17 protein-coding genes and 1 tRNA gene are annotated in these 18,039 nt (G+C 47.6%); 7 read left to right on the top strand and 11 right to left on the bottom strand.

The features are described from left to right. The first annotated feature begins 81 nt into the window (after positions 1 to 81). From mnmE to HBA93_RS08185, 5 genes are all read left to right on the top strand, one after another. Positions 82 to 1,410, top strand: a complete 1,329-nt coding sequence (gene mnmE / locus HBA93_RS08205; RefSeq protein WP_221722953.1) for a tRNA uridine-5-carboxymethylaminomethyl(34) synthesis GTPase MnmE — start codon at positions 82 to 84, stop codon at positions 1,408 to 1,410. A 219-nt stretch (positions 1,411 to 1,629) separates the two neighbouring features. After that, positions 1,630 to 3,525: a tRNA uridine-5-carboxymethylaminomethyl(34) synthesis enzyme MnmG gene (mnmG, locus tag HBA93_RS08200; RefSeq protein WP_221722952.1), complete on the top strand. Its 1,896-nt coding sequence runs from the start codon at positions 1,630 to 1,632 to the stop codon at positions 3,523 to 3,525. Further along, positions 3,522 to 4,154 carry a 16S rRNA (guanine(527)-N(7))-methyltransferase RsmG gene (rsmG, locus tag HBA93_RS08195; RefSeq protein ID WP_221722951.1) on the top strand — a complete coding sequence of 211 codons (633 nt, stop codon included), beginning with the start codon at positions 3,522 to 3,524 and terminating at the stop codon, positions 4,152 to 4,154. Before mnmG ends, rsmG begins: the two co-directional genes overlap by 4 nt. A 54-nt stretch (positions 4,155 to 4,208) precedes the next feature. Beyond that, on the top strand, positions 4,209 to 5,009 hold the full coding sequence (locus tag HBA93_RS08190) for a ParA family protein (protein WP_022709109.1): 801 nt from the start codon (positions 4,209 to 4,211) through the stop codon (positions 5,007 to 5,009). A gap of 51 nt (positions 5,010 to 5,060) precedes the next feature. Then, on the top strand, positions 5,061 to 5,939 hold the full coding sequence (locus HBA93_RS08185) for a ParB/RepB/Spo0J family partition protein (RefSeq protein WP_121992166.1): 879 nt from the start codon (positions 5,061 to 5,063) through the stop codon (positions 5,937 to 5,939). A gap of 58 nt (positions 5,940 to 5,997) precedes the next feature. Here the strand turns inward: HBA93_RS08185 and holA are convergent, their stop codons facing one another. The 9 genes from holA to HBA93_RS08145 form a co-directional block, all read right to left on the bottom strand. Next, entirely contained in the window at positions 5,998 to 7,044 is a 1,047-nt protein-coding gene (gene holA / locus HBA93_RS08180; protein ID WP_221722950.1) for a DNA polymerase III subunit delta, read from the bottom strand. Between the two features lie 107 nt (positions 7,045 to 7,151). Next, on the bottom strand, positions 7,152 to 7,946 hold the full coding sequence (locus HBA93_RS08175) for an ABC transporter ATP-binding protein (RefSeq protein WP_221722949.1): 795 nt from the start codon (positions 7,944 to 7,946) through the stop codon (positions 7,152 to 7,154). Further along, complete coding sequence (locus HBA93_RS08170; RefSeq protein ID WP_221722948.1) at positions 7,943 to 8,824, bottom strand: ABC transporter permease; 882 nt, start codon at positions 8,822 to 8,824, stop codon at positions 7,943 to 7,945. The genes HBA93_RS08175 and HBA93_RS08170 overlap by 4 nt, the downstream gene beginning before the upstream one ends. 243 nt (positions 8,825 to 9,067) lie before the next feature. Then, positions 9,068 to 10,039: an ABC transporter substrate-binding protein gene (locus HBA93_RS08165; RefSeq protein ID WP_121992170.1), complete on the bottom strand. Its 972-nt coding sequence runs from the start codon at positions 10,037 to 10,039 to the stop codon at positions 9,068 to 9,070. A gap of 211 nt (positions 10,040 to 10,250) precedes the next feature. After that, positions 10,251 to 10,472, bottom strand: coding sequence for an HAD-IA family hydrolase (locus tag HBA93_RS24140; protein WP_286201817.1), 222 nt, complete (start codon positions 10,470 to 10,472; stop codon positions 10,251 to 10,253). 114 nt (positions 10,473 to 10,586) lie between these two features. Beyond that, positions 10,587 to 10,865, bottom strand: coding sequence for a hypothetical protein (locus tag HBA93_RS24135; RefSeq protein ID WP_286201816.1), 279 nt, complete (start codon positions 10,863 to 10,865; stop codon positions 10,587 to 10,589). Between the two features lie 10 nt (positions 10,866 to 10,875). Then, positions 10,876 to 11,994 carry an NAD(P)-binding domain-containing protein gene (locus tag HBA93_RS08155; protein WP_221722947.1) on the bottom strand — a complete coding sequence of 373 codons (1,119 nt, stop codon included), beginning with the start codon at positions 11,992 to 11,994 and terminating at the stop codon, positions 10,876 to 10,878. A 101-nt stretch (positions 11,995 to 12,095) separates the two neighbouring features. Beyond that, a tRNA-Arg gene (locus HBA93_RS08150) sits at positions 12,096 to 12,172 on the bottom strand. Positions 12,173 to 12,431: 259 nt separating this feature from the next. Further along, the gene (locus HBA93_RS08145; RefSeq protein ID WP_221722946.1) at positions 12,432 to 13,628 is read right to left on the bottom strand and encodes a M20 aminoacylase family protein; all 1,197 of its coding nucleotides are present in this window, start codon (positions 13,626 to 13,628) and stop codon (positions 12,432 to 12,434) included. 413 nt (positions 13,629 to 14,041) lie between these two features. Here HBA93_RS08145 and HBA93_RS08140 point away from each other — a divergent pair, with 413 nt between their 5' ends. Both HBA93_RS08140 and HBA93_RS08135 read left to right on the top strand, forming a co-directional pair. Then, positions 14,042 to 15,124, top strand: coding sequence for a D-alanyl-D-alanine carboxypeptidase family protein (locus HBA93_RS08140; RefSeq protein ID WP_286201827.1), 1,083 nt, complete (start codon positions 14,042 to 14,044; stop codon positions 15,122 to 15,124). 3 nt (positions 15,125 to 15,127) lie between these two features. Beyond that, the gene (locus HBA93_RS08135; RefSeq protein WP_221722945.1) at positions 15,128 to 16,285 is read left to right on the top strand and encodes a CobW family GTP-binding protein; all 1,158 of its coding nucleotides are present in this window, start codon (positions 15,128 to 15,130) and stop codon (positions 16,283 to 16,285) included. 110 nt (positions 16,286 to 16,395) lie between these two features. On the opposite strand, the gene HBA93_RS08130 is transcribed toward HBA93_RS08135, so the two are convergent. Together HBA93_RS08130 and HBA93_RS08125 are read right to left on the bottom strand one after the other, a co-directional pair. Then, positions 16,396 to 16,629, bottom strand: coding sequence for a sulfurtransferase TusA family protein (locus HBA93_RS08130; RefSeq protein WP_221722944.1), 234 nt, complete (start codon positions 16,627 to 16,629; stop codon positions 16,396 to 16,398). Position 16,630: 1 nt separating this feature from the next. Next, entirely contained in the window at positions 16,631 to 17,863 is a 1,233-nt protein-coding gene (locus tag HBA93_RS08125) for a L,D-transpeptidase family protein (RefSeq protein ID WP_221722943.1), read from the bottom strand. Positions 17,864 to 18,039 lie beyond the last annotated feature (176 nt).

Raw genomic sequence — 18,039 nt, 5'->3', positions numbered from 1 at the left:
TTCCGATATTCAAGCCGATACAGTAGTGTTTCAAACAGCTAAAGAACGGCAATTATTCTCTTAACTTGTAACGGATTTTCGATGTCAGTGCAGCCATTTCATCATGATACTATTTTTGCGCTTTCAAGCGGGCGTTTGCCTTCCGGCGTAGCAATTATCAGACTATCAGGCCCACAATCTCGATTCATTACCGAAACTATTGTGGGGAAATTGCCCGAACCGCGCAAAGCGCATTTAAGTCTTTTAAAAAACAAAACAGGCGAAGTTCTGGATAGTGGTCTGACACTTTTCTTTGAAGGACCAAAAAGCTTTACCGGTGAAGACTGTGCGGAATTTCATATTCACGGTGGTGTTGCTGTGGTGGAAAAATTTCTGGAAAGCCTGTCAGAATTTGAAAAATGCCGTTTAGCTGAAGCCGGAGAATTTACACGTCGCGCATTTGCAAACGGCAAGATGGATTTAACAATGGCTGAAGGGCTGGCGGATTTGATTTCTGCTGAAACGGAAACACAAAGACGATTAGCACAACAAGTTGCCTCCGGTGCGCAGCGCAATCTTTATATGGATTGGCGACAGAAACTCATTCAGGCGCGTGCATTTATTGAAGCAGAATTAGATTTTGCCGATGAGGGGGATGTTCCGGGTTCAGTATCCGATCGGGTCTGGAGTGAAATGCAAGATCTCAGAGGACGCATTGAAAAGCATATTGAAGACGGAAAACGCGGATCAATGCTGCGTGACGGTTTTCATATTGTTATTATTGGCGCACCGAATGCCGGAAAATCCAGCTTAATGAACTTATTGGCCGCGCGTGATGTAGCAATCATTTCTGATGAAGCGGGCACAACGCGTGATCTGCTTGAAGTGAAATTGAATCTGAATGGCGTCGCGACTTACGTGACGGATACAGCCGGTATTCGCGAAACAACAGGTAAAGTTGAGCAAATCGGCATTCAGCGCGCAATGGATAAAGCTGCGGAAGCTGATTTAATTTTATATATTGAAGATATCTCCAATCCTATCGCGATAGATATCTCTAAATTTCAGGCAAATATTTGGACAATCGGCAATAAGGCCGATCTGAAAGTTACTATCACACCAAATTATAACTACCTGATTTCAACAAAAAACAATTATGGGATCAATGCACTTTTAGATAATTTAAGCACTTACATTACTGACAAGACAAGACCTCAAAACGATGTTGTGCCAACGCGTCGCAGACATATTGATTTATTAAATCAATGCAAATCTGAAATTGAAAAAGCTACTAATTCAAAAAACCTGCCACTGGAATTAAGGGCTGAAAATTTACGCATTGCCTCTCAACACCTTGGAAAAATTACCGGCGACGTAGACGTAGAGGATATTCTCGATCTCGTATTCTCTCAATTTTGCATCGGAAAATGATTCACGTGAAACAAATTTCATGATATAGGCTGATTAACAATCAGAGATGTTTCACGTGAAACATTCTGTGGAATCTAAAAACACAGTTTGACCCGGCTAGATTATTCTGAGTCGACAGATTTCCATTTATGAAATTATTGTTCACTCTCGAGTTATGTGTTCCCTTTTCAGAGAGAACATGAGAATGATGATTCACGTGAAACCAAACAAGTTTTGGATATGATTATGACAGGTTTTTACGACGTCATTGTTATTGGTGGTGGTCATGCCGGTACAGAAGCTGCCGCAGCATCAGCAAGAACAGGCGCTAAAACTGCTTTAGTAACGCATCATTTTGATACGATCGGTGTTATGTCCTGTAATCCTGCTATTGGCGGATTAGGAAAGGGACAGCTTGTTCGTGAAATTGATGCGCTTGATGGCTTGATGGGCAAGGCGGCTGATCAGGCAGGTATTCAATTTCGTCTATTGAATCGTCGTAAAGGTCCTGCTGTTCGCGGCCCGCGCACTCAGGCGGATCGCAAATTATATCGTCTGGCTATTCAAAGCTTCATCAAAGAACAGCAAAACCTGACTGTCATTGAAGGCGGTGCAGCAGATATTATCGTTGAAGATGGCACAGTAAAAGCTGTTCAACTGATGGATGGTACAATTATCAATTGTACGTCTGTTGTGCTGACAAGCGGAACATTTTTGAATGGTCTTATTCATATTGGTGAGAAGACTATTCCTGCCGGACGCATGGGTGAAAAACCGGCTCTTGGACTATCTGAACGTTTGATTGGTCTTGGCTTTGCTTTAGGCCGTTTAAAAACCGGTACACCTTGCCGTATTGATGGCAAGACGATTGACTGGGCAAGTCTGGATAAACAATCAGCAGATGAAGATCCGGTTCCGTTTTCAATGATGACGGATAAGATTACAGTACCGCAAATTGATTGCGGTATTACGCGTACAACAGACGCTACCCATCAATTAATCCGCGATAATATTCATCGCTCGGCAATGTATTCAGGGAATATTGAAGGCATTGGACCTCGCTATTGCCCGTCGATTGAGGATAAAATCGTCAAATTCGGTGATCGTGACGGCCATCAGATTTTTCTTGAACCGGAAGGTCTTGATGATGATACCGTTTATCCGAATGGTATTTCGACCAGCTTGCCGGAAGATGTTCAGCTCGATATTCTCAAGACAATACCAGGCTTGGAGCATGCTAAGATGTTACAACCGGGCTATGCTATTGAATATGATTTTATTGATCCGCGCGAATTACAACGTAGTCTTGAAACGCGTCGTGTTAAGGGATTGTTCCTGGCTGGCCAGATTAACGGCACAACCGGTTATGAAGAGGCCGGAGCACAAGGCTTACTCGCTGGTTTGAATGCTTCCAGACATGCCGGTGGTAGTGAACCCGTTATTCTTCAGCGTACAGAAGCTTATATCGGTGTGATGATTGATGATCTGACAGCGCGTGGTGTCAGTGAACCATATCGCATGTTTACATCACGTGCAGAATTCAGACTTTCACTTCGTGCAGATAATGCCGACAGTCGTTTGACGCCTTTGGGTGAAAACTGGGGACTTATTGGTTCTGCACGGCAAACACGTTTCAATGAGAGAAAGCAGGAGTTGGACCAGGCGAGGGAGCTTGCTCAATCCTTGTCCATTACACCAAATGCTGCGGCTGGTTTTGGTTTGAATCTCAACAAAGATGGAATTCGCCGTACGCTTTATGATCTGCTTTCCTATCCGGATATTAATCTGGAGCGTCTCACAGAAGTCTGGCCTGAACTAACTAGTTTGTCTTCGGCGACAAAAGAAGCTTTGGAAATTGAAGCGCAATATTCTGTTTATTTGGATCGTCAGACAGCGGATATTGCCGTGATGGAACGTGAAGAGCAGTTGATTATACCACGGTCAATCCAGTTCTCGACAATTTCTGGTCTTTCCCTTGAATTGAAGCAAAAGCTTGAGAAGCGTCAGCCTTTAAATATTGCAGAAGCGCAAAGAATTGAGGGGATGACGCCTGCTGCGATCGCATTATTGATAACACATATCCGCAGACATGGTATTGCACAGGATATTTCGGGTGATTTGGCAAAACCAGCATGACAAAAGATAAATATTTTGATTCACTGAAACAAATATACCCATCTGTTTCACGTGAAACAGCCGATGATTTGATTGGTTTTGAAGCGCTGTTCAAAAAATGGTCCAAAGCAATCAATCTGGCTTCGCCAAATACACTGGAAGCACTGTGGGAACGTCACATTCTTGATAGTGTTCAGCTTTTTAAACTGGCACCTCAAGTAAAGCAGTGGTTGGATTTGGGGTCAGGCGGAGGTTTCCCAGGGGTTGTTTTGGCAATCATGCTGAAAGAAACAGGCGGTTCAATAAGACTGGTTGAGAGTAACAGTAAGAAATCAGCGTTTTTGAGAAATGCATTAGCTCAGTTCCAGACGCGTGCACAGGTTGTGAATGCCAGAATTGAAAGCTGTTATCAGCAAGTTCAGGTTCCGGAAATTATCACTGCCAGAGCCTTGGCTTCACTGGATAAGCTGTTTGAACTGACAGAACCGTGGATGACAAAAGGTGCTAAAGCGCTTTTTCAAAAAGGGCGGGACTATCAGCGTGAGATTGATGAAAGCATGCTGAATTGGAAATTTGATTTTGCACGACATGGAAGCGCAATAGAAGCGGATTCAGTCATTCTGGAAATCAGTAATTTACAACGCCGTTGAATGGCAATGACATTGAATGAGCATTGAAAACGGAAGTTATTCGGGACAATTATTATGAATAACAGAACACGGATTATAACGATCGCGAACCAGAAAGGCGGCGTGGGAAAAACCACAACGGCTATTAATCTGGCGACTGCTTTGGCTGCAATCGGTGAAAATGTATTGATTGTTGATCTCGATCCGCAGGGCAATGCCAGTACCGGACTTGGAGTTGACCGTAAAAATCGCCCATTGTCATCTTATGATGTGCTGACGCAGAATGCTTCTGTGCCGGATGCAGCAATTGCGACTGATGTACCAAATCTTTACTTGGTTGCATCTACGCTGGATTTGCTCGGTATTGAAATGGAAATTTCCCATGCACCGGACAGAACCAGACGTTTGCGTGATGCGCTGCGTTTTGATTCAGGTATTGCCGATCATTTCAGCTATATTCTGATTGATTGTCCGCCGTCGCTCAATCTTCTGACATTGAATGCAATGGCTGCCGCAGACTCTGTTCTGGTGCCGTTGCAGTGTGAGTTTTTTGCTCTGGAAGGTCTGAGCCAGTTGCTCGAAACCGTTAATCAGGTACGCAATTCGCTTAATCCTGAATTGTCGATTCAGGGGGTTGTGCTAACCATGTATGACAGCCGAAACAATCTGGCCAATCAGGTTGTTGATGATGTACGCGCATTTATGGGCGAAAAAGTTTATCGCACCGTTATTCCGCGTAACGTGCGGGTATCGGAAGCCCCGTCCCATGGCAAACCTGCCATTTTGTATGATCTGAAATGTGCAGGAAGTCAGGCCTATCTTCAACTTGCATCTGAAGTAATTCAGCGGGAACGCCAGCTTCGTACTGCAGCCTGAAACTGACTATTCGATTCGACTACGTAACAAATTGCAGAAAGCATTCAACTGATGAACGATGATCCTTCAAAAAAGCGTCTTGGTCGCGGTCTGGCAGCTCTGATTGGGGATATCGACCGGCCTGCAGAAGAACGCAAGGCACCTGTTCCGCTTGAACGTTATGTGCCTATTGAATTTGTAAGCCGTAACCCGCGTAACCCGCGCCGTATTTTTACAGAAGCTGAACTTGAAGATCTGGCACAATCCATTCGTGAGCATGGTATTGTGCAGCCGATTGTTGTGCGCCCGGCACCGGAAAATCGCGAACATTTTGAGCTGATTGCCGGTGAACGTCGCTGGCGTGCAGCGCAGCGCGCAGGTCTGACCGAAATTCCGGTTATTATGCGCGATGTGGATGATCGTGTTGCTCTTGAGCTGGCGATCATTGAAAACGTACAGCGTGCTGATCTGAATCCTGTTGAAGAAGCAATGGGTTACCAGCTTCTGATTGATGAGCATGATTATACGCAGGCTGATTTGGCGCAGGTTATTGGTAAAAGCCGTAGTCATGTTGCAAACACACTGCGTCTTCTTAAACTTCCAACAGAAGTACAAGGGTTAATCAATGACGGTGCTTTAACTGCCGGTCATGCCCGCTCACTGATTACCATGGAAAATCCGCAGGCTGTTGCTGAACGTATTGTCAAAGAAGGCCTTTCTGTGCGTCAGGTTGAAGCTTTGTCTCAGGCTGAAAGCAAAGGCATTCCGGCCGTTAAACCGGAACGCGCACCGATTGAAAAAGACGCAGACACCCGTGCATTAGAAAAATTACTTTCTGATGTAACTGGCATGAAAGTTGAAATTAACCACCGGGATCGGGGTGGTGAAGTTCGTATCCGCTATAGTTCTCTTGAACAATTGGATGAAATTTGCCGTCGTTTACAAAGTTGATATACTGAAAATTAATAGAAAAGCCGGTTTGAGTACCGGCTTTTTTATTATGATAAAATCAACGTCTTCGTTTATTTCTTATTGCTTCTACAGTGAGAGCAATAAAAGTCTGTCTTATAATTGCAGTTGAAAGCGCCGAATTCTGACGGCTTTCCAGAACCGTGCGCTGAAGTTTGTCTGTCACGCGGTTGAGTGCTGCAACACTCCACAGCCCTAATGCTGTCTCTACGAGTTTTTTACGCGCGAAGAAGATCGGTGGCTTTGCTGAATTAACGACAAGGCCTGCCGGTACATTTCCTGTTTCCATAGCATAGCGCAGAGTTTGCAACTGGCTGAACTGGCGCATAGCACTATTCACCAGCAGGAAAGGATGTGTGCCGGTATTTACGACACGGTCAAAGGCGGTATTGAATTTTGGCAGGTCACCGATCAGCACAGCATCAATGACTTCATCCTGAGAAAGTGCTGCCACATCGCCGACAGATTCCCGCACATCATCAAGTTCAATACGCTGCTGACCACGTGCATAGAGGCAAAGCTTTTCAAGTTCTCCACGTGTTGCGAGACGATCACCGCCAAGGCTCAGGCGTAAAAACTGACGGGCATCATTGGACATTTGTAAATGATTGGCTTGCAACACATCATCTATCAGCCCGTCAATGCCACGGGCATCGTCCGTATAGCAGGGAAGTGCCATGCCGGTTGCGCCATTTTCGACATTGGTGCGCAGACCGGCACCCTTTTTCAGGTCGCCAGCCTCAATCAGAATATAAGTATCCTGAGGTGGTTCAGAGATCAGCAGTTTAACAGCCTCGGCCAGACTTTTTTGCGCTGAAGCATTTTTAATCCAGATCAGACGATCGCCGCCGAACATTGAAATTGTTCGGGCTTCATCCATCAGGCGGGCAGGGTCCTTGTCAATCTCATCGGCCTCAATGCGCAAGACAGCAAAAGGATCATCTAAAGGCAGACCGGTGAGCTTTGCATATTTAGCACCGCGCTCACTGACCAGACCTTTATCCGGTCCATAGATCAGTATGACTGTTCCGGTTTGTGCCGGACGCGCGAGAAACCCGTCAACTTCATGTGCTTTTTTCTGTGCCATAAGTCTGCTTACAACAAAGGTATGAAAAGGGAAATCAGTGTTTGTGTTTTCAAATAAAAATGCCGCGGAATGAGCGCGGCATTTTAAGTTTCATATAACAGAACTATTTATTGGATCAGCAGAGCATCGTCATCCAATGTTTCGCCACGTACTTTTTTGAACATATCAATCAGGTCTTTGACGGTGAGGTTCTTACGCTCATCGCCGGAAACATCGAGAATGATATTGCCGCCGTGCAGCATGATTGTACGTGTGCCGTAATCAAGCGCCTGCTGCATGGAGTGGGTAACCATCATTGTCGTCAGCTTGTTTTCGCTGACCAGTTTGGCTGTGAGCTTCATAATGAAATCTGCCATGCCCGGATCAAGCGCGGCGGTATGTTCATCGAGCAGGAGTACTTCTGAATCTGTCAGAGTTGCCATGATCAGAGACAGTGCCTGACGCTGGCCGCCGGAAAGCAGATCCATGCGATCCTGCACACGGTTTTCCAGACCAAGATTGAGACCTGCAATACGCTCACGGAACAGCTCGCGGCGCTTATGATTGAGCGCATGGGCGAGGCCGCGTTTTTGTCCGCGCAGGGCAGCGAGGGCAAGGTTTTCTTCAATTGACAATGCACCACAGCTGCCTGTCAGCGGATCCTGAAATACACGGGCAACCATGGATGCACGGTCAGCAGTGGACTGTTTGGTGACATCTTTATTACCGATGAGGATTTTGCCTTCAGACGCCTGAACGTCACCGGCCAGCGCTCCAAGCAGGGTGGACTTGCCTGCACCATTGGAGCCGATCACCGTAACAAAGGTGCCTTCTTCAATTTTCAGATTGATGCCGGACAGTGCTTGTTTTTGCAGTGGTGTTCCGCGACCGAAGACAACACCAAGATTTGAAACTTCAATCATTTGGATGCACCTCCGCGACGCAGGCGTGGCAGAACCAGTGCCAGTGTGACCAGTACAGCTGTTGCCAGATTTAGGTCGGAAGCTTTCAGACCGATAAAATCACTGCCCAGAGCCAGCTGAATGGCAATACGATAAAGAATGGAACCGATGATACAGCCAGCCAGTGCCCAGAGCAGGAAGCGGGTGCGGAACAGTGTTTCACCAATAATCACAGCGGCAAGACCAACAACAATTGTACCGACACCGGAGGTGACATCGGCAAAGCCGTTTGTCTGTGCAAATAATGCGCCGCCCAGAGCAACCAGAGCATTAGACATAGCCATGCCCAGATAAATCTGGCGATTGGTCTTCACACCCTGCGCACGTGCCATACGCGCATTGGTACCGGTTGCACGCATGGCAAGACCGATATTGCTTTCCAGAAAGCGCCAGACGAGCAGGGCGGCGATAATAACAAGCACGCCAACAAAAAGCGGACGCACATAATATTCAGGAACACCCAGCCCGTAAAAAGGTGAGATCATTGTATCCTGATTAATCAGAGCGACATTCGGCTTGCCCATCACACGCAGATTGACTGAGAAAAGTGCAGTCATTGTGAGAATGGAAGCCAGCAGATTAAGAATGCCAAAACGTAGATTCAAAGTTGCGGTGACCAGTCCGGCAACAGCACCGGCCATCATGGCAATCAGTGCAGCGAGCCAAGGGTTAACACCGGCAAGAATAAGAACTGCGGTAACAGCTGCGCCGAGCGGAAAGGAACCATCTACAGTCAGGTCAGGAAAATCCAGCACACGGAATGACAGATAAACGCCGAGAGCTACAAATGAAAAGACCAGACCTAATTCGACCGCGCCCCAAAAAGCGATCAGACTCAAAATAATGTTCCTTCGGCTTGTGCAGACGGCCGGCACTTTCAAACACATCATTCACAGGGTTTCTGTTTCGATGATTTAAAATTACGGGGCAGCCTGCTTGTTGATATCTGAGTATCGTTTCACGGCTTCAGTGCAGTATGTGAAAGACACAAAGGAAAGTGTCCGGATATTCAGTTTTTAATTTCCGCTGAATATCCGGATGATGAAAAACCGGTAAAGCAGCTTTACCGGTTTAAATACAGATTATTCTTTGATGACTTTGCTGGCGCGATCGACAACAGCCTGAGGGATTTCAATCCCCATTTTCTTAGCTGCAACCAGATTGACGACCAGATCGGTACCGGCAGCAACATTCACCGGAATGTCACCAGGCTTTTCGCCCTTCAGAATACGGACAACGACTTCACCGGTCTGTTTGCCGACATCGTAATAGTTGAAACCGAGAGCAATGAAGGCACCGCGGCTGACGGAATCTGTGTCGGCAGTCATCAGAGGAATTTTGGCTTCTTCTGCAACGCTGACTGCACCTTCAAGCGCAGAAATAATGGTGTTGTCGGTCGGAATATAAATCAGGTCTGCTTTGCCGATCAGCGCGCGAGCGGCCCCCTGAACTTCAGCGGATTTGGTCGCAGCAGATTCAACCACTTCCAGACCACCTTCTTTGGCAGCAGCTTTCAGGCCTTCAAGAAGGGAGATCGAATTGGCTTCACCGGAATTATAAAGGAACCCGATGGTCTTTACATTCGGTGCAACTTCTTTGATCAGCTTGACGTGATCAGCAACCGGCGAAAGATCGGACAGGCCGGTGACATTGCCGCCTGGCTTTTCCATGCTTTTAACCAGCTGTGCGCCAACCGGATCAGATACTGCAGTGAAGACAACCGGAATATCGCGGGTACCGGAAACAACAGCCTGAGCTGAAGGTGTGGAGATCGGAACAATTACATCCGGTGCTTCACCGATGAACTGGCGTGCGATCTGTGCGGCAGTTGCAGGGTTACCCTGAGCTGACTGATAGGTGAATTTCAGATTTTCACCTTCTTTATAACCAGCAGCGGCCAGTGCATCTTTTACACCGTCACGGGCGGCATCAAGAGCAGGATGTTCAACAATTGCTGTTACCGCAACGCTGACATCTTTTGCATTTGCCGGACCAGCAATCATAGTGGTGGCCATAGCTGCTGTTGAGAGCAAAGCCATAATAAGTGTACGCATGAAAATCTCCCTCTGTTCCGCGTCCCGATCAAAACGAATAATCAGTTCTCTAAGAGAGGTCAACGCGCATCATATGGGATAGTGAAGAGGCAGACATTTTAGTGCTATTCTTACCGGCAGGCGTGGCGGTAAAAGCATAGTTGTTTCACGTGAATCATCGTGGTTAGCAAAATCTTAATGTACAGTTTAAGAAATTTGGAAATTTTAGAAATCAGAGCTGTGCCAATTCAGTTGCAAGACAGCTCTCATTTTTCCAGTGAATTGCATGCCAACCGCACTCTTTGGCAGCAATGATATTGGCAAGCGTGTCATCAATCAGAACGATCTCTTCTGGTCGTAGCTTTGAAAGTTTGGTGGCCTTTTTTGAAAAATGAATGATCCGGTTTTTTAACGCCGAGTGCGGCAGAATAATAAATCGTATCTGTAAGCTCATTTAGTTTCAGGGTTTGAGCAATATATTCCGCACGCAAATGTTCCTGATTGGTTGCAAGATAAACTTGCACACCAGCAGTGCGATAAAATTTCAGAGACTGTATCAGCTTCGCATTCAGGCGGGCATCATTTTAAACCAGTAGGTAATGAAATCATCTGAGCTGAGATGGGGTGCTAACTCTGCAAGCACCGGTTTGAGTGCTGAAAGAATATCCAGTTTTCCAGTGACTATTTCATTCCAATAAGGTGTGAAAAATCTATCTTGTAACAGGCAGGGTGACAGGCCGAGATCTGCTTCTAAATCTGTCGACCAGTGCTTTCCGTCCCGAGGGTGCCCATTAATCAGAACACCATCAACATCTACCATTAAAGCTTTTATCGCAAACCTGGACATGGGTGTGCACCTAGCTGAGTTTGAGATATGTATTCAGTTCTTTTGCTGCAGCAGCACCGGCGCGATTGGCACCGATGGTTGATGCTGAAGGTCCATAGCCGACGAGATGAATCCGCGGGTCTTTTATGACCTGTGTTGCCAGTCTGCCGCCCATAACAATACCGCCATTGGCTTCGCGGATTTGTAATGGCGCCAGATGGTCAAGAGAACTCCGAAAGCCGGTACACCATAAAATCACATCGGCTCTTTGTTCAGTGCCGTCAACCCAGCGGATACCTGTTTCTGTTATCTCACTGAACATTGGCAGGCGGTTTAATGCGCCGCGTTCACGGGCTGCTCGCAAAGCAGGGGTAAGGGGAATACCGGTTACGGAAACCACAGAACCGGGGATCAGGCCACGACGGACACGATCTTCGACAATGGCAACAGCAGCACGGCCGTCTTCTTCAGTAAAAGGTGTTTCACGAAATTGCGGTTCACTGCGGGTTACCCATGTCGTTGTGGTGATCTGCGAAATTTCATCAAGCAGTTGCAAAGCTGAAATGCCACCGCCGACAACAACAACATGTTTGCCGGCGAATGCTTCTGCAGTTTTGTAGTCACGCGTGTGAAGTTGCTGTCCTTTAAAAAGTTCAGCACCGGTATAATGAGGGATGACCGGTGTCTCCCAGGTGCCGGTGGCATTGATGATGCCGCGTGCCGTAAAAGTCTCGCGGTCGGTTTCTATACGAAAGCGATCATTACGTTCACAAACAACACTGACAGTTACAGGTCTGTAAACCGGCAAATGAAACTTCTTTTCATAGGCTGCGTAATATTGCGGTACAGCTACAGACGCTTTGACCTCGGATACTTCCGGCTCCAGTACATCAGAGAAAGACATGCCCGGAAGGTCATGAATCCGGTTTACAGTACTGAGGGTGAGGGAAGGCCAGCGATATTGCCATGCACCACCGGCATTGGGTGACTTATCCAGAAGGAGAAAATTACTGCCTGCGTTCAGACCGGATTTTTGCAGGTGATAAGCGGAAGATAAACCAGCCTGTCCTGTGCCGATAATGACAATATCGGTTTTATAGGCCATGTGCAGATTGCTGGATGGGGATGCCGCTTCTGAATGATCTGCCATGACTGCAATTCGCCTGTAATGAACCTGAAATAAGAATGTCTCATTCTTACTTAGGTTTTCGCGCAGCACATACAAGTTGCCTGAGGCAGTGAAGGGAGAGGTGGTGATCCCGACTGGATTCGAACCAGTGGCCTCAAGATTAGGAATCTTGCGCTCTATCCTACTGAGCTACGGGACCAGATAGCTTATTGCACACATACTGATTTTTTGACTGTAAGCCAAGGGCAGGCAGGGCAGAAAATGCCGGAATAGTTGCTAGAGTGGTTTGCGTTCATGTTGGATCGCAGTGCTCACTCTAGATTCTCTAGTTTGTCGCATTATCCCGGACTGTCCAAGTTGATCCAACTTGACTGTGAAATGCTCTAGTGAATTAAAAAAGCGAAGAGGGGATTATGCCTCTTCGCTGAACAGTAACCTGTTTAATTTGTAGCCTGAGATCAGGCTGCGATTTTTTCAGCTGGTGAAAGCTGTGCATCCTTAAGACGATATTGTGCCAGCTCAACCCAGTAGCTCATGCCATAGGGCAGGGCATCATCGTTGAAATCATAGGCCGGATGATGCAGGTTGGCGCTCTCGCCATTACCGAGGAAAATATAGCAACCCGGACGGGCTTCGAGCATATAGGAGAAATCCTCACCGCCCATCATCGGTTCAACTTCACGGGTGATCGGACCATTGATGCTGACTTTATCGGCAACATCGGCTGCGATATCTGTCTGACCGGAATGGTTGAATGTCACCGGATAGTTGTTTTTAAAATCAAGATCGATCTTGATATTATTGAGCAGACCGAAGGCTTCACAATGGGCACGCATACGCTGCTCGGCAAAAGCACGGCTGTGTTTTGTGAGACTGCGTACTGTACCTGCGAGAACCGCTTTTTCCGGAATGATATTGTAAGCTTCACCGGCATTGAACTTGGTCACTGAAACGACCAGTGAATCCAGCGGGTTTGATCCACGTGAAACAATGCTCTGCAAAGCAGTAACCAGCTGCGAACCGATAACAATCGGATCAATATTGCGATGCGGCTGGGCAGCATGGCCGCCTTTACCATTGATGGTGATTGTGAACTCATCGGTCGCGGCCATGATCGGGCCTTTGCAAACCGCCAGTTCACCGACTGTGATGCCCGGCATATTATGCATGCCGTAAACTTCAACAATATTGAAGCGCTCCATCATACCGTCTTTGACCATGGCCAAACCACCGGCGCCGCCTTCTTCGGCAGGCTGGAAAATGACGATAACTTCACCGTAGAAATCACGGGTTTCACAGAGAATTTTTGCGGCACCGAGCAGCATGGATGTGTGACCATCATGACCGCAGGAATGTGCTTTACCCGGATTTTGCGAAACCCATTCCGGTGTGCCGGTTTCTGTCAGCGGTAATGCATCCATATCTGCACGCAGACCTATTGCCTGCCCCGCACCTTTTTTGCCCTTAATGACGCCGACAACACCGGTGCGTCCGATACCGGTCACAACTTCATCACAGCCGAATTCACGCAATTTTTGTTCTACAAATGCCGCAGTTTCATGCACGTCATAGAGTAATTCCGGTTTGCTGTGTAAATGTCTGCGCCACAGGCTGACTTCCTGTTTTAATTGTGCGGCGCGATCTAAAAGCGGCATTTCTGTTCTCCGAACCTGTGTGCCTCTCCTCCGAGGCGGTGTGTGGATAACGTAACCCCGAGCAATGTTCCGCTACGGGATGATGCAAGAAAGACAAAATTCTGTCTGAGGCAGTGTGGGTAAAACACAACGCTCTCAGATAACATAGTGTGTTTTACAAAATTTCGCCAATCGGTCTTTGCCTTTTATGCCCGGTCTGGAGTAGAAAAGTACAACCGAGTAAAAATGTGCAGGCATTTTTTCTGACGACCGGATTTTTGCCTTTTTATCCCGATTGAAGATCTGTTGAATTGAAGGCAGTTATCGATCTGCGGATAGAGCGCAAGAAATCCGGATATCTGTCTATTGAATATTTCGCCTTGAAAGGTGGTCATCCCATGATCCCGCGTATTTTAAAACAATCTGTTCTGGTCATGACTGTGTCATGTCTTGCTGTTTCTCAAAGCATGTCAGCGGCCGAAGCCAATCCTTATATGTCTGTCGATGTGGCAACAGGCCAGGTGCTGGCGCATAATGAAGCTTTTAAGCGCTGGTATCCGGCATCGCTTACTAAAATGATGTCAGCCTATGTGGTTTTCCGCGCTTTGCGCTCCGGTCAGAAAACACTGGAATCGCCGGTGCGTATGTCTGTTGCTGCTACGAAAGAGCCGCCGAGCAAAATGGGCTATAAAGCCGGTTCGGTAATGACGCTTGATAGCGCTCTGAAAATCATGATGGTGAAGTCTGCCAATGACGTATCTGTTGCGGTGGCTGAATCCGTTGGCGGCAGCAAGGCCGGATTTGCAAAAATGATGAATGCAGAGGCCAAACGCATCGGTATGTTCGGTTCTAATTTTGTTAATCCGCATGGTCTGCCGGATCCGAATAACTACTCGACCGCCCGTGATATGGCTCTGCTGGCTGCACAGTTGCGTCGTGAGTTTCCTGAATATGCCCATTACTTCAATACGGAAGCAATTGATCCGGGGGAGGGCAAAAAAGTTCAGGCGAATTACAATATTCTGCTTGGCCGCTTTAATGGCGCTGATGGTATGAAAACCGGCTTTATCTGTGCCTCCGGCTTTAATCTGGCTGGTTCAGCAACACGTAATGGCCGTACTATTGTTGCTATTGTGCTGGGCGCATCCAGACAGGAAGACCGTACCGTACAGGCTGCAGAATTACTGCAAAACGGTTTCTCAACCCGTGGTGGCGGCGGTGCCACACTGGCAAGCCTTGTGCCTTATGGGAACAATAATAATCAGGCCACAGATTTGCGTGCGCAGATTTGCAGTCAGGAAGCGATGTCCGACCGCTGGGATGGCCGTGATGTTGAAGGTCGTTTGAAAATTAATTCGCCTTACATCACAGCAATGACCCGTGAGCCGGTGGCTGTTCCGGTTGGCCTGATTGCCAAGGCACCGGATGTGAAGGCAGGCGGTGTGTTGCATATTTCGCAAGTGCCGATCCCATTGCAGCGACCAATGCGTGGAAATATGACAACTGCAGTGAATTAGAACATGTCCTTCAAACCGATCAGTGTTTCTGTTCTCACGGGTTTTTTGGGAGCAGGAAAAACCACATTGCTTAACCGGCTGCTGAAAGATCCTGCTCTGCAGGATACGGCAGTTATCATCAATGAATTTGGTGATGTCAGTATAGATCATTTGCTTGTTGAGCAGACGGCTGACGGGGTTATTCAGCTTGCCGATGGTTGCCTGTGCTGCACTGTTCGCGGTGAGCTGGTGGATACGCTGGCGGATCTGATTGAACGTGTGCAGATGGGCAAGATCAATGCTTTACAGCGCATTGTCATCGAGACAACCGGTCTGGCTGACCCCGTGCCGGTATTGCAGGCGCTGATGGGGCATCCGGTTTTGATGCAGGTTCTGAAGCTGGATGGTGTGATTACCGCAGTTGATGCTGTGAATGGTATGGCGACATTGGATGCCCATATCGAGGCGGTGAAACAGGTTGCTGTTGCCGACCGGATTGTTCTGACCAAATCTGATCTTGCTGATGCAACACAGCTAGCAGCTTTAAGGACGCGGATCAGAAATCTTAATCCGGCAGCCGAAATCTATGACAATGTTGCTGATGATATCGGTTATGCAGCTTTGTTTGATTGCGGCTTGTACAATCCGGCAGGCAAGACACCGGATGTGCAGAACTGGCTGAAAGCAGACAGTTACGACGATCATCATGACCATCACGATCATGTTTGTGAGATACATGGCGCAGGCTGTTCCGGTCATCATCACGGTGAGCATGGACACCACCACCACGATGAGACAATCCGTTCATTCTCGCTGAAGCATGATGCGCCGGTACCTTTTGCAGCCATTGAAATGTTTCTGGATTTGCTGCGCTCTACCCACGGCGACAAATTACTGCGCATGAAAGGGATTATCGCTGTTGCTGAAGATGCTGAACGACCGATGGTTATTCATGGTGTGCAGCAGATTTTACATCCGCCTGTGCGTCTGAAAAGCTGGCCGCAGGAATTACAGGATAGCAAATACCAGACACGTCTGGTTCTGATTACCAAAGATCTGGATGAATCTTACGTGCGTGATTTGTTTGATGCGTTTTTAGGTAAGCCGCGTATTGATAAAGCTGATGCACAGGCGCTAACCGACAATCCGCTGGCTATCCCGGGTTTTTCCATGAAAGGCTAAAAATCTTAGAGCGGTTTACGTCCAGATTGGATCATAGTGCTCGCTCTAGATTCTTTATTTGGTCGCATTATCACGGGCGTCAAGTTGATCCAACTTGACTGTGAAATGCTCTAGCCTTTTTCTATCAGAAAATGAAAAACCCGACCCTCATTCTGCTGTTCCAGCAGAATATGCCCTTCTGACTGGCAGAAATGGGCAATATCAAGCGGGGAAAGCGGATCCGTGGTTTCAATCCTGACGCGGTCACCGGCAGACAGATCTTGTAATTTTTTACGGGTTTTCAAAACAGGTAAGGGGCATTGCAGCCCCTTAAAATCATAAAAAATTTCAGCTTCAGTGGTCATTTTATTGGCCGGTCAGCCGGTTCCAGAGAGATTTCTTCTCAGCACTTGCCGCAGGCATATCCGGTGTTACCTGAGGTACAGCAACTGCTGCCGCTGCCGGATTATTGTTCGGCACCGGAACAGAAGCTGTTGCATTCTGATCCAGTACAGGCTGGGCTGCTGCCGGTATATTGGTTGCAACCGAGGTGGTTGCGGGTGCCGTTACAGGTGTCTGAGCCACTGCTGTCGGTGCTGTAGTATCCGGTGCGCCCGGTGTCTCGGAAGAGGCAGGGCTTAAAGATGGCGGCGTGCGGGATACTTTCTCACCACGTGCGCGGCGTGCACTCCAGTCAGATACCAGTTTCGCTTCCTGAACACCCATGATTGATGGCGCAGGCTGTTTTTTCGATGATTTATTCAACGCGCTCGAAAAAGCTGCATCATAGGTTTTCTGATAGCTGGAATAAGCAGACTGGATAGAATCCGGCTGTGACATCGGCGGGCAGGCGGCAGAAGCGGAAACACCCTGCTGACCCGGGAAATTCTGATTAAAGACGTAACGCTTGCCGCAGACATCGACTTTAGGCGGTACTTTTGTAATTTCGAACTGGTCATAGCCTTCTTTAAGCATGGTCCAGAATTGATAATTCGGATCACTCTTATAACGTGCCATATTGGCGGCTGTCATACGGAACGGATAGGCCTGAACCTGAAAATCGCGCTGACCTCCCTTAAAGGCATCGCGTCCGAAAGCATAAATTTCGGACATGCTTTCGTCAGTCATGGAATAGCAACCGGCAGAAGAACAGGCACCATGCACCATCAAATGCTGACCGGTACGGCCATTGGCGCGATCATAAGCATTCGGGAAGCCGAGATTGAATGACAGATAATATTGGGAGTTCGGGTTCATCTGCGCAGCAGAGACCGAATAGAAACCTTCCGGTGCCTGACGGTCACCTTCTACATATTTAGGGCCGAGCTTGCCTGACCATTTGCAGATTTCATAGGACGCAACCATGTCATAGCGGCCATTGGTTTTCTGTTTCCAGACCTCCAGAACGCCTTCTTCCTTGAAGATACGCGCCATAACCGGCGATGTCTTGTTCATGCCCTTGGCTTTGATTTTAGCCAGAACTTTGGAAGGCAGCTCACGCTCTGCTTTTGCGCCGACACCATCAAAAACTGAACCCTGACAACCGGCAAGTGCTACGGTTGCGATCAGTGAAGCAAAAATTGCAGTTCTGAATTTCATGAGAGTCACCGGTCAAATTAGGCAAGAGTTGGAACAAAATATCCTGAAACAGCAAAAAGGCAAATTTTCAGCAGCAATCAGTTTGTCCCGCAGTATCGGTTAGTATGATTGATAAAGTGTTATTAAGTTAGCATCGGGCAATATTTACAGCAAATGAGCCGTCTTGACTATATGCC

The organism is Ochrobactrum sp. SFR4, assembly GCF_019730395.1.
In the GTDB taxonomy this organism is placed as follows: domain Bacteria; phylum Pseudomonadota; class Alphaproteobacteria; order Rhizobiales; family Rhizobiaceae; genus Pseudochrobactrum.
This window is presented reverse-complemented; position numbering and strand designations above follow the sequence as displayed.

Excerpts from the sequence above, each read along its gene's own strand:
- mnmE (WP_221722953.1), top strand. The coding sequence starts at position 82 with ATGTCAGTGCAGCCATTTCATCATGATACTATTTTTGCGCTTTCAAGC.
- HBA93_RS08125 (WP_221722943.1), bottom strand. The coding sequence starts at position 17,863 with ATGAAATTCAGAACTGCAATTTTTGCTTCACTGATCGCAACCGTAGCA.
- rsmG (WP_221722951.1), top strand. The coding sequence starts at position 3,522 with ATGACAAAAGATAAATATTTTGATTCACTGAAACAAATATACCCATCT.
- HBA93_RS24140 (WP_286201817.1), bottom strand. The coding sequence starts at position 10,472 with ATGAGCTTACAGATACGATTTATTATTCTGCCGCACTCGGCGTTAAAA.
- HBA93_RS08185 (WP_121992166.1), top strand. The coding sequence starts at position 5,061 with ATGAACGATGATCCTTCAAAAAAGCGTCTTGGTCGCGGTCTGGCAGCT.
- HBA93_RS08145 (WP_221722946.1), bottom strand. The coding sequence starts at position 13,628 with ATGCCGCTTTTAGATCGCGCCGCACAATTAAAACAGGAAGTCAGCCTG.
- HBA93_RS08155 (WP_221722947.1), bottom strand. The coding sequence starts at position 11,994 with ATGGCAGATCATTCAGAAGCGGCATCCCCATCCAGCAATCTGCACATG.
- HBA93_RS08140 (WP_286201827.1), top strand. The coding sequence starts at position 14,042 with ATGACTGTGTCATGTCTTGCTGTTTCTCAAAGCATGTCAGCGGCCGAA.
- HBA93_RS08165 (WP_121992170.1), bottom strand. The coding sequence starts at position 10,039 with ATGCGTACACTTATTATGGCTTTGCTCTCAACAGCAGCTATGGCCACC.
- HBA93_RS08130 (WP_221722944.1), bottom strand. The coding sequence starts at position 16,629 with ATGACCACTGAAGCTGAAATTTTTTATGATTTTAAGGGGCTGCAATGC.
- HBA93_RS08135 (WP_221722945.1), top strand. The coding sequence starts at position 15,128 with ATGTCCTTCAAACCGATCAGTGTTTCTGTTCTCACGGGTTTTTTGGGA.
- holA (WP_221722950.1), bottom strand. The coding sequence starts at position 7,044 with ATGGCACAGAAAAAAGCACATGAAGTTGACGGGTTTCTCGCGCGTCCG.
- HBA93_RS08175 (WP_221722949.1), bottom strand. The coding sequence starts at position 7,946 with ATGATTGAAGTTTCAAATCTTGGTGTTGTCTTCGGTCGCGGAACACCA.
- HBA93_RS24135 (WP_286201816.1), bottom strand. The coding sequence starts at position 10,865 with ATGTCCAGGTTTGCGATAAAAGCTTTAATGGTAGATGTTGATGGTGTT.
- mnmG (WP_221722952.1), top strand. The coding sequence starts at position 1,630 with ATGATTATGACAGGTTTTTACGACGTCATTGTTATTGGTGGTGGTCAT.
- HBA93_RS08190 (WP_022709109.1), top strand. The coding sequence starts at position 4,209 with ATGAATAACAGAACACGGATTATAACGATCGCGAACCAGAAAGGCGGC.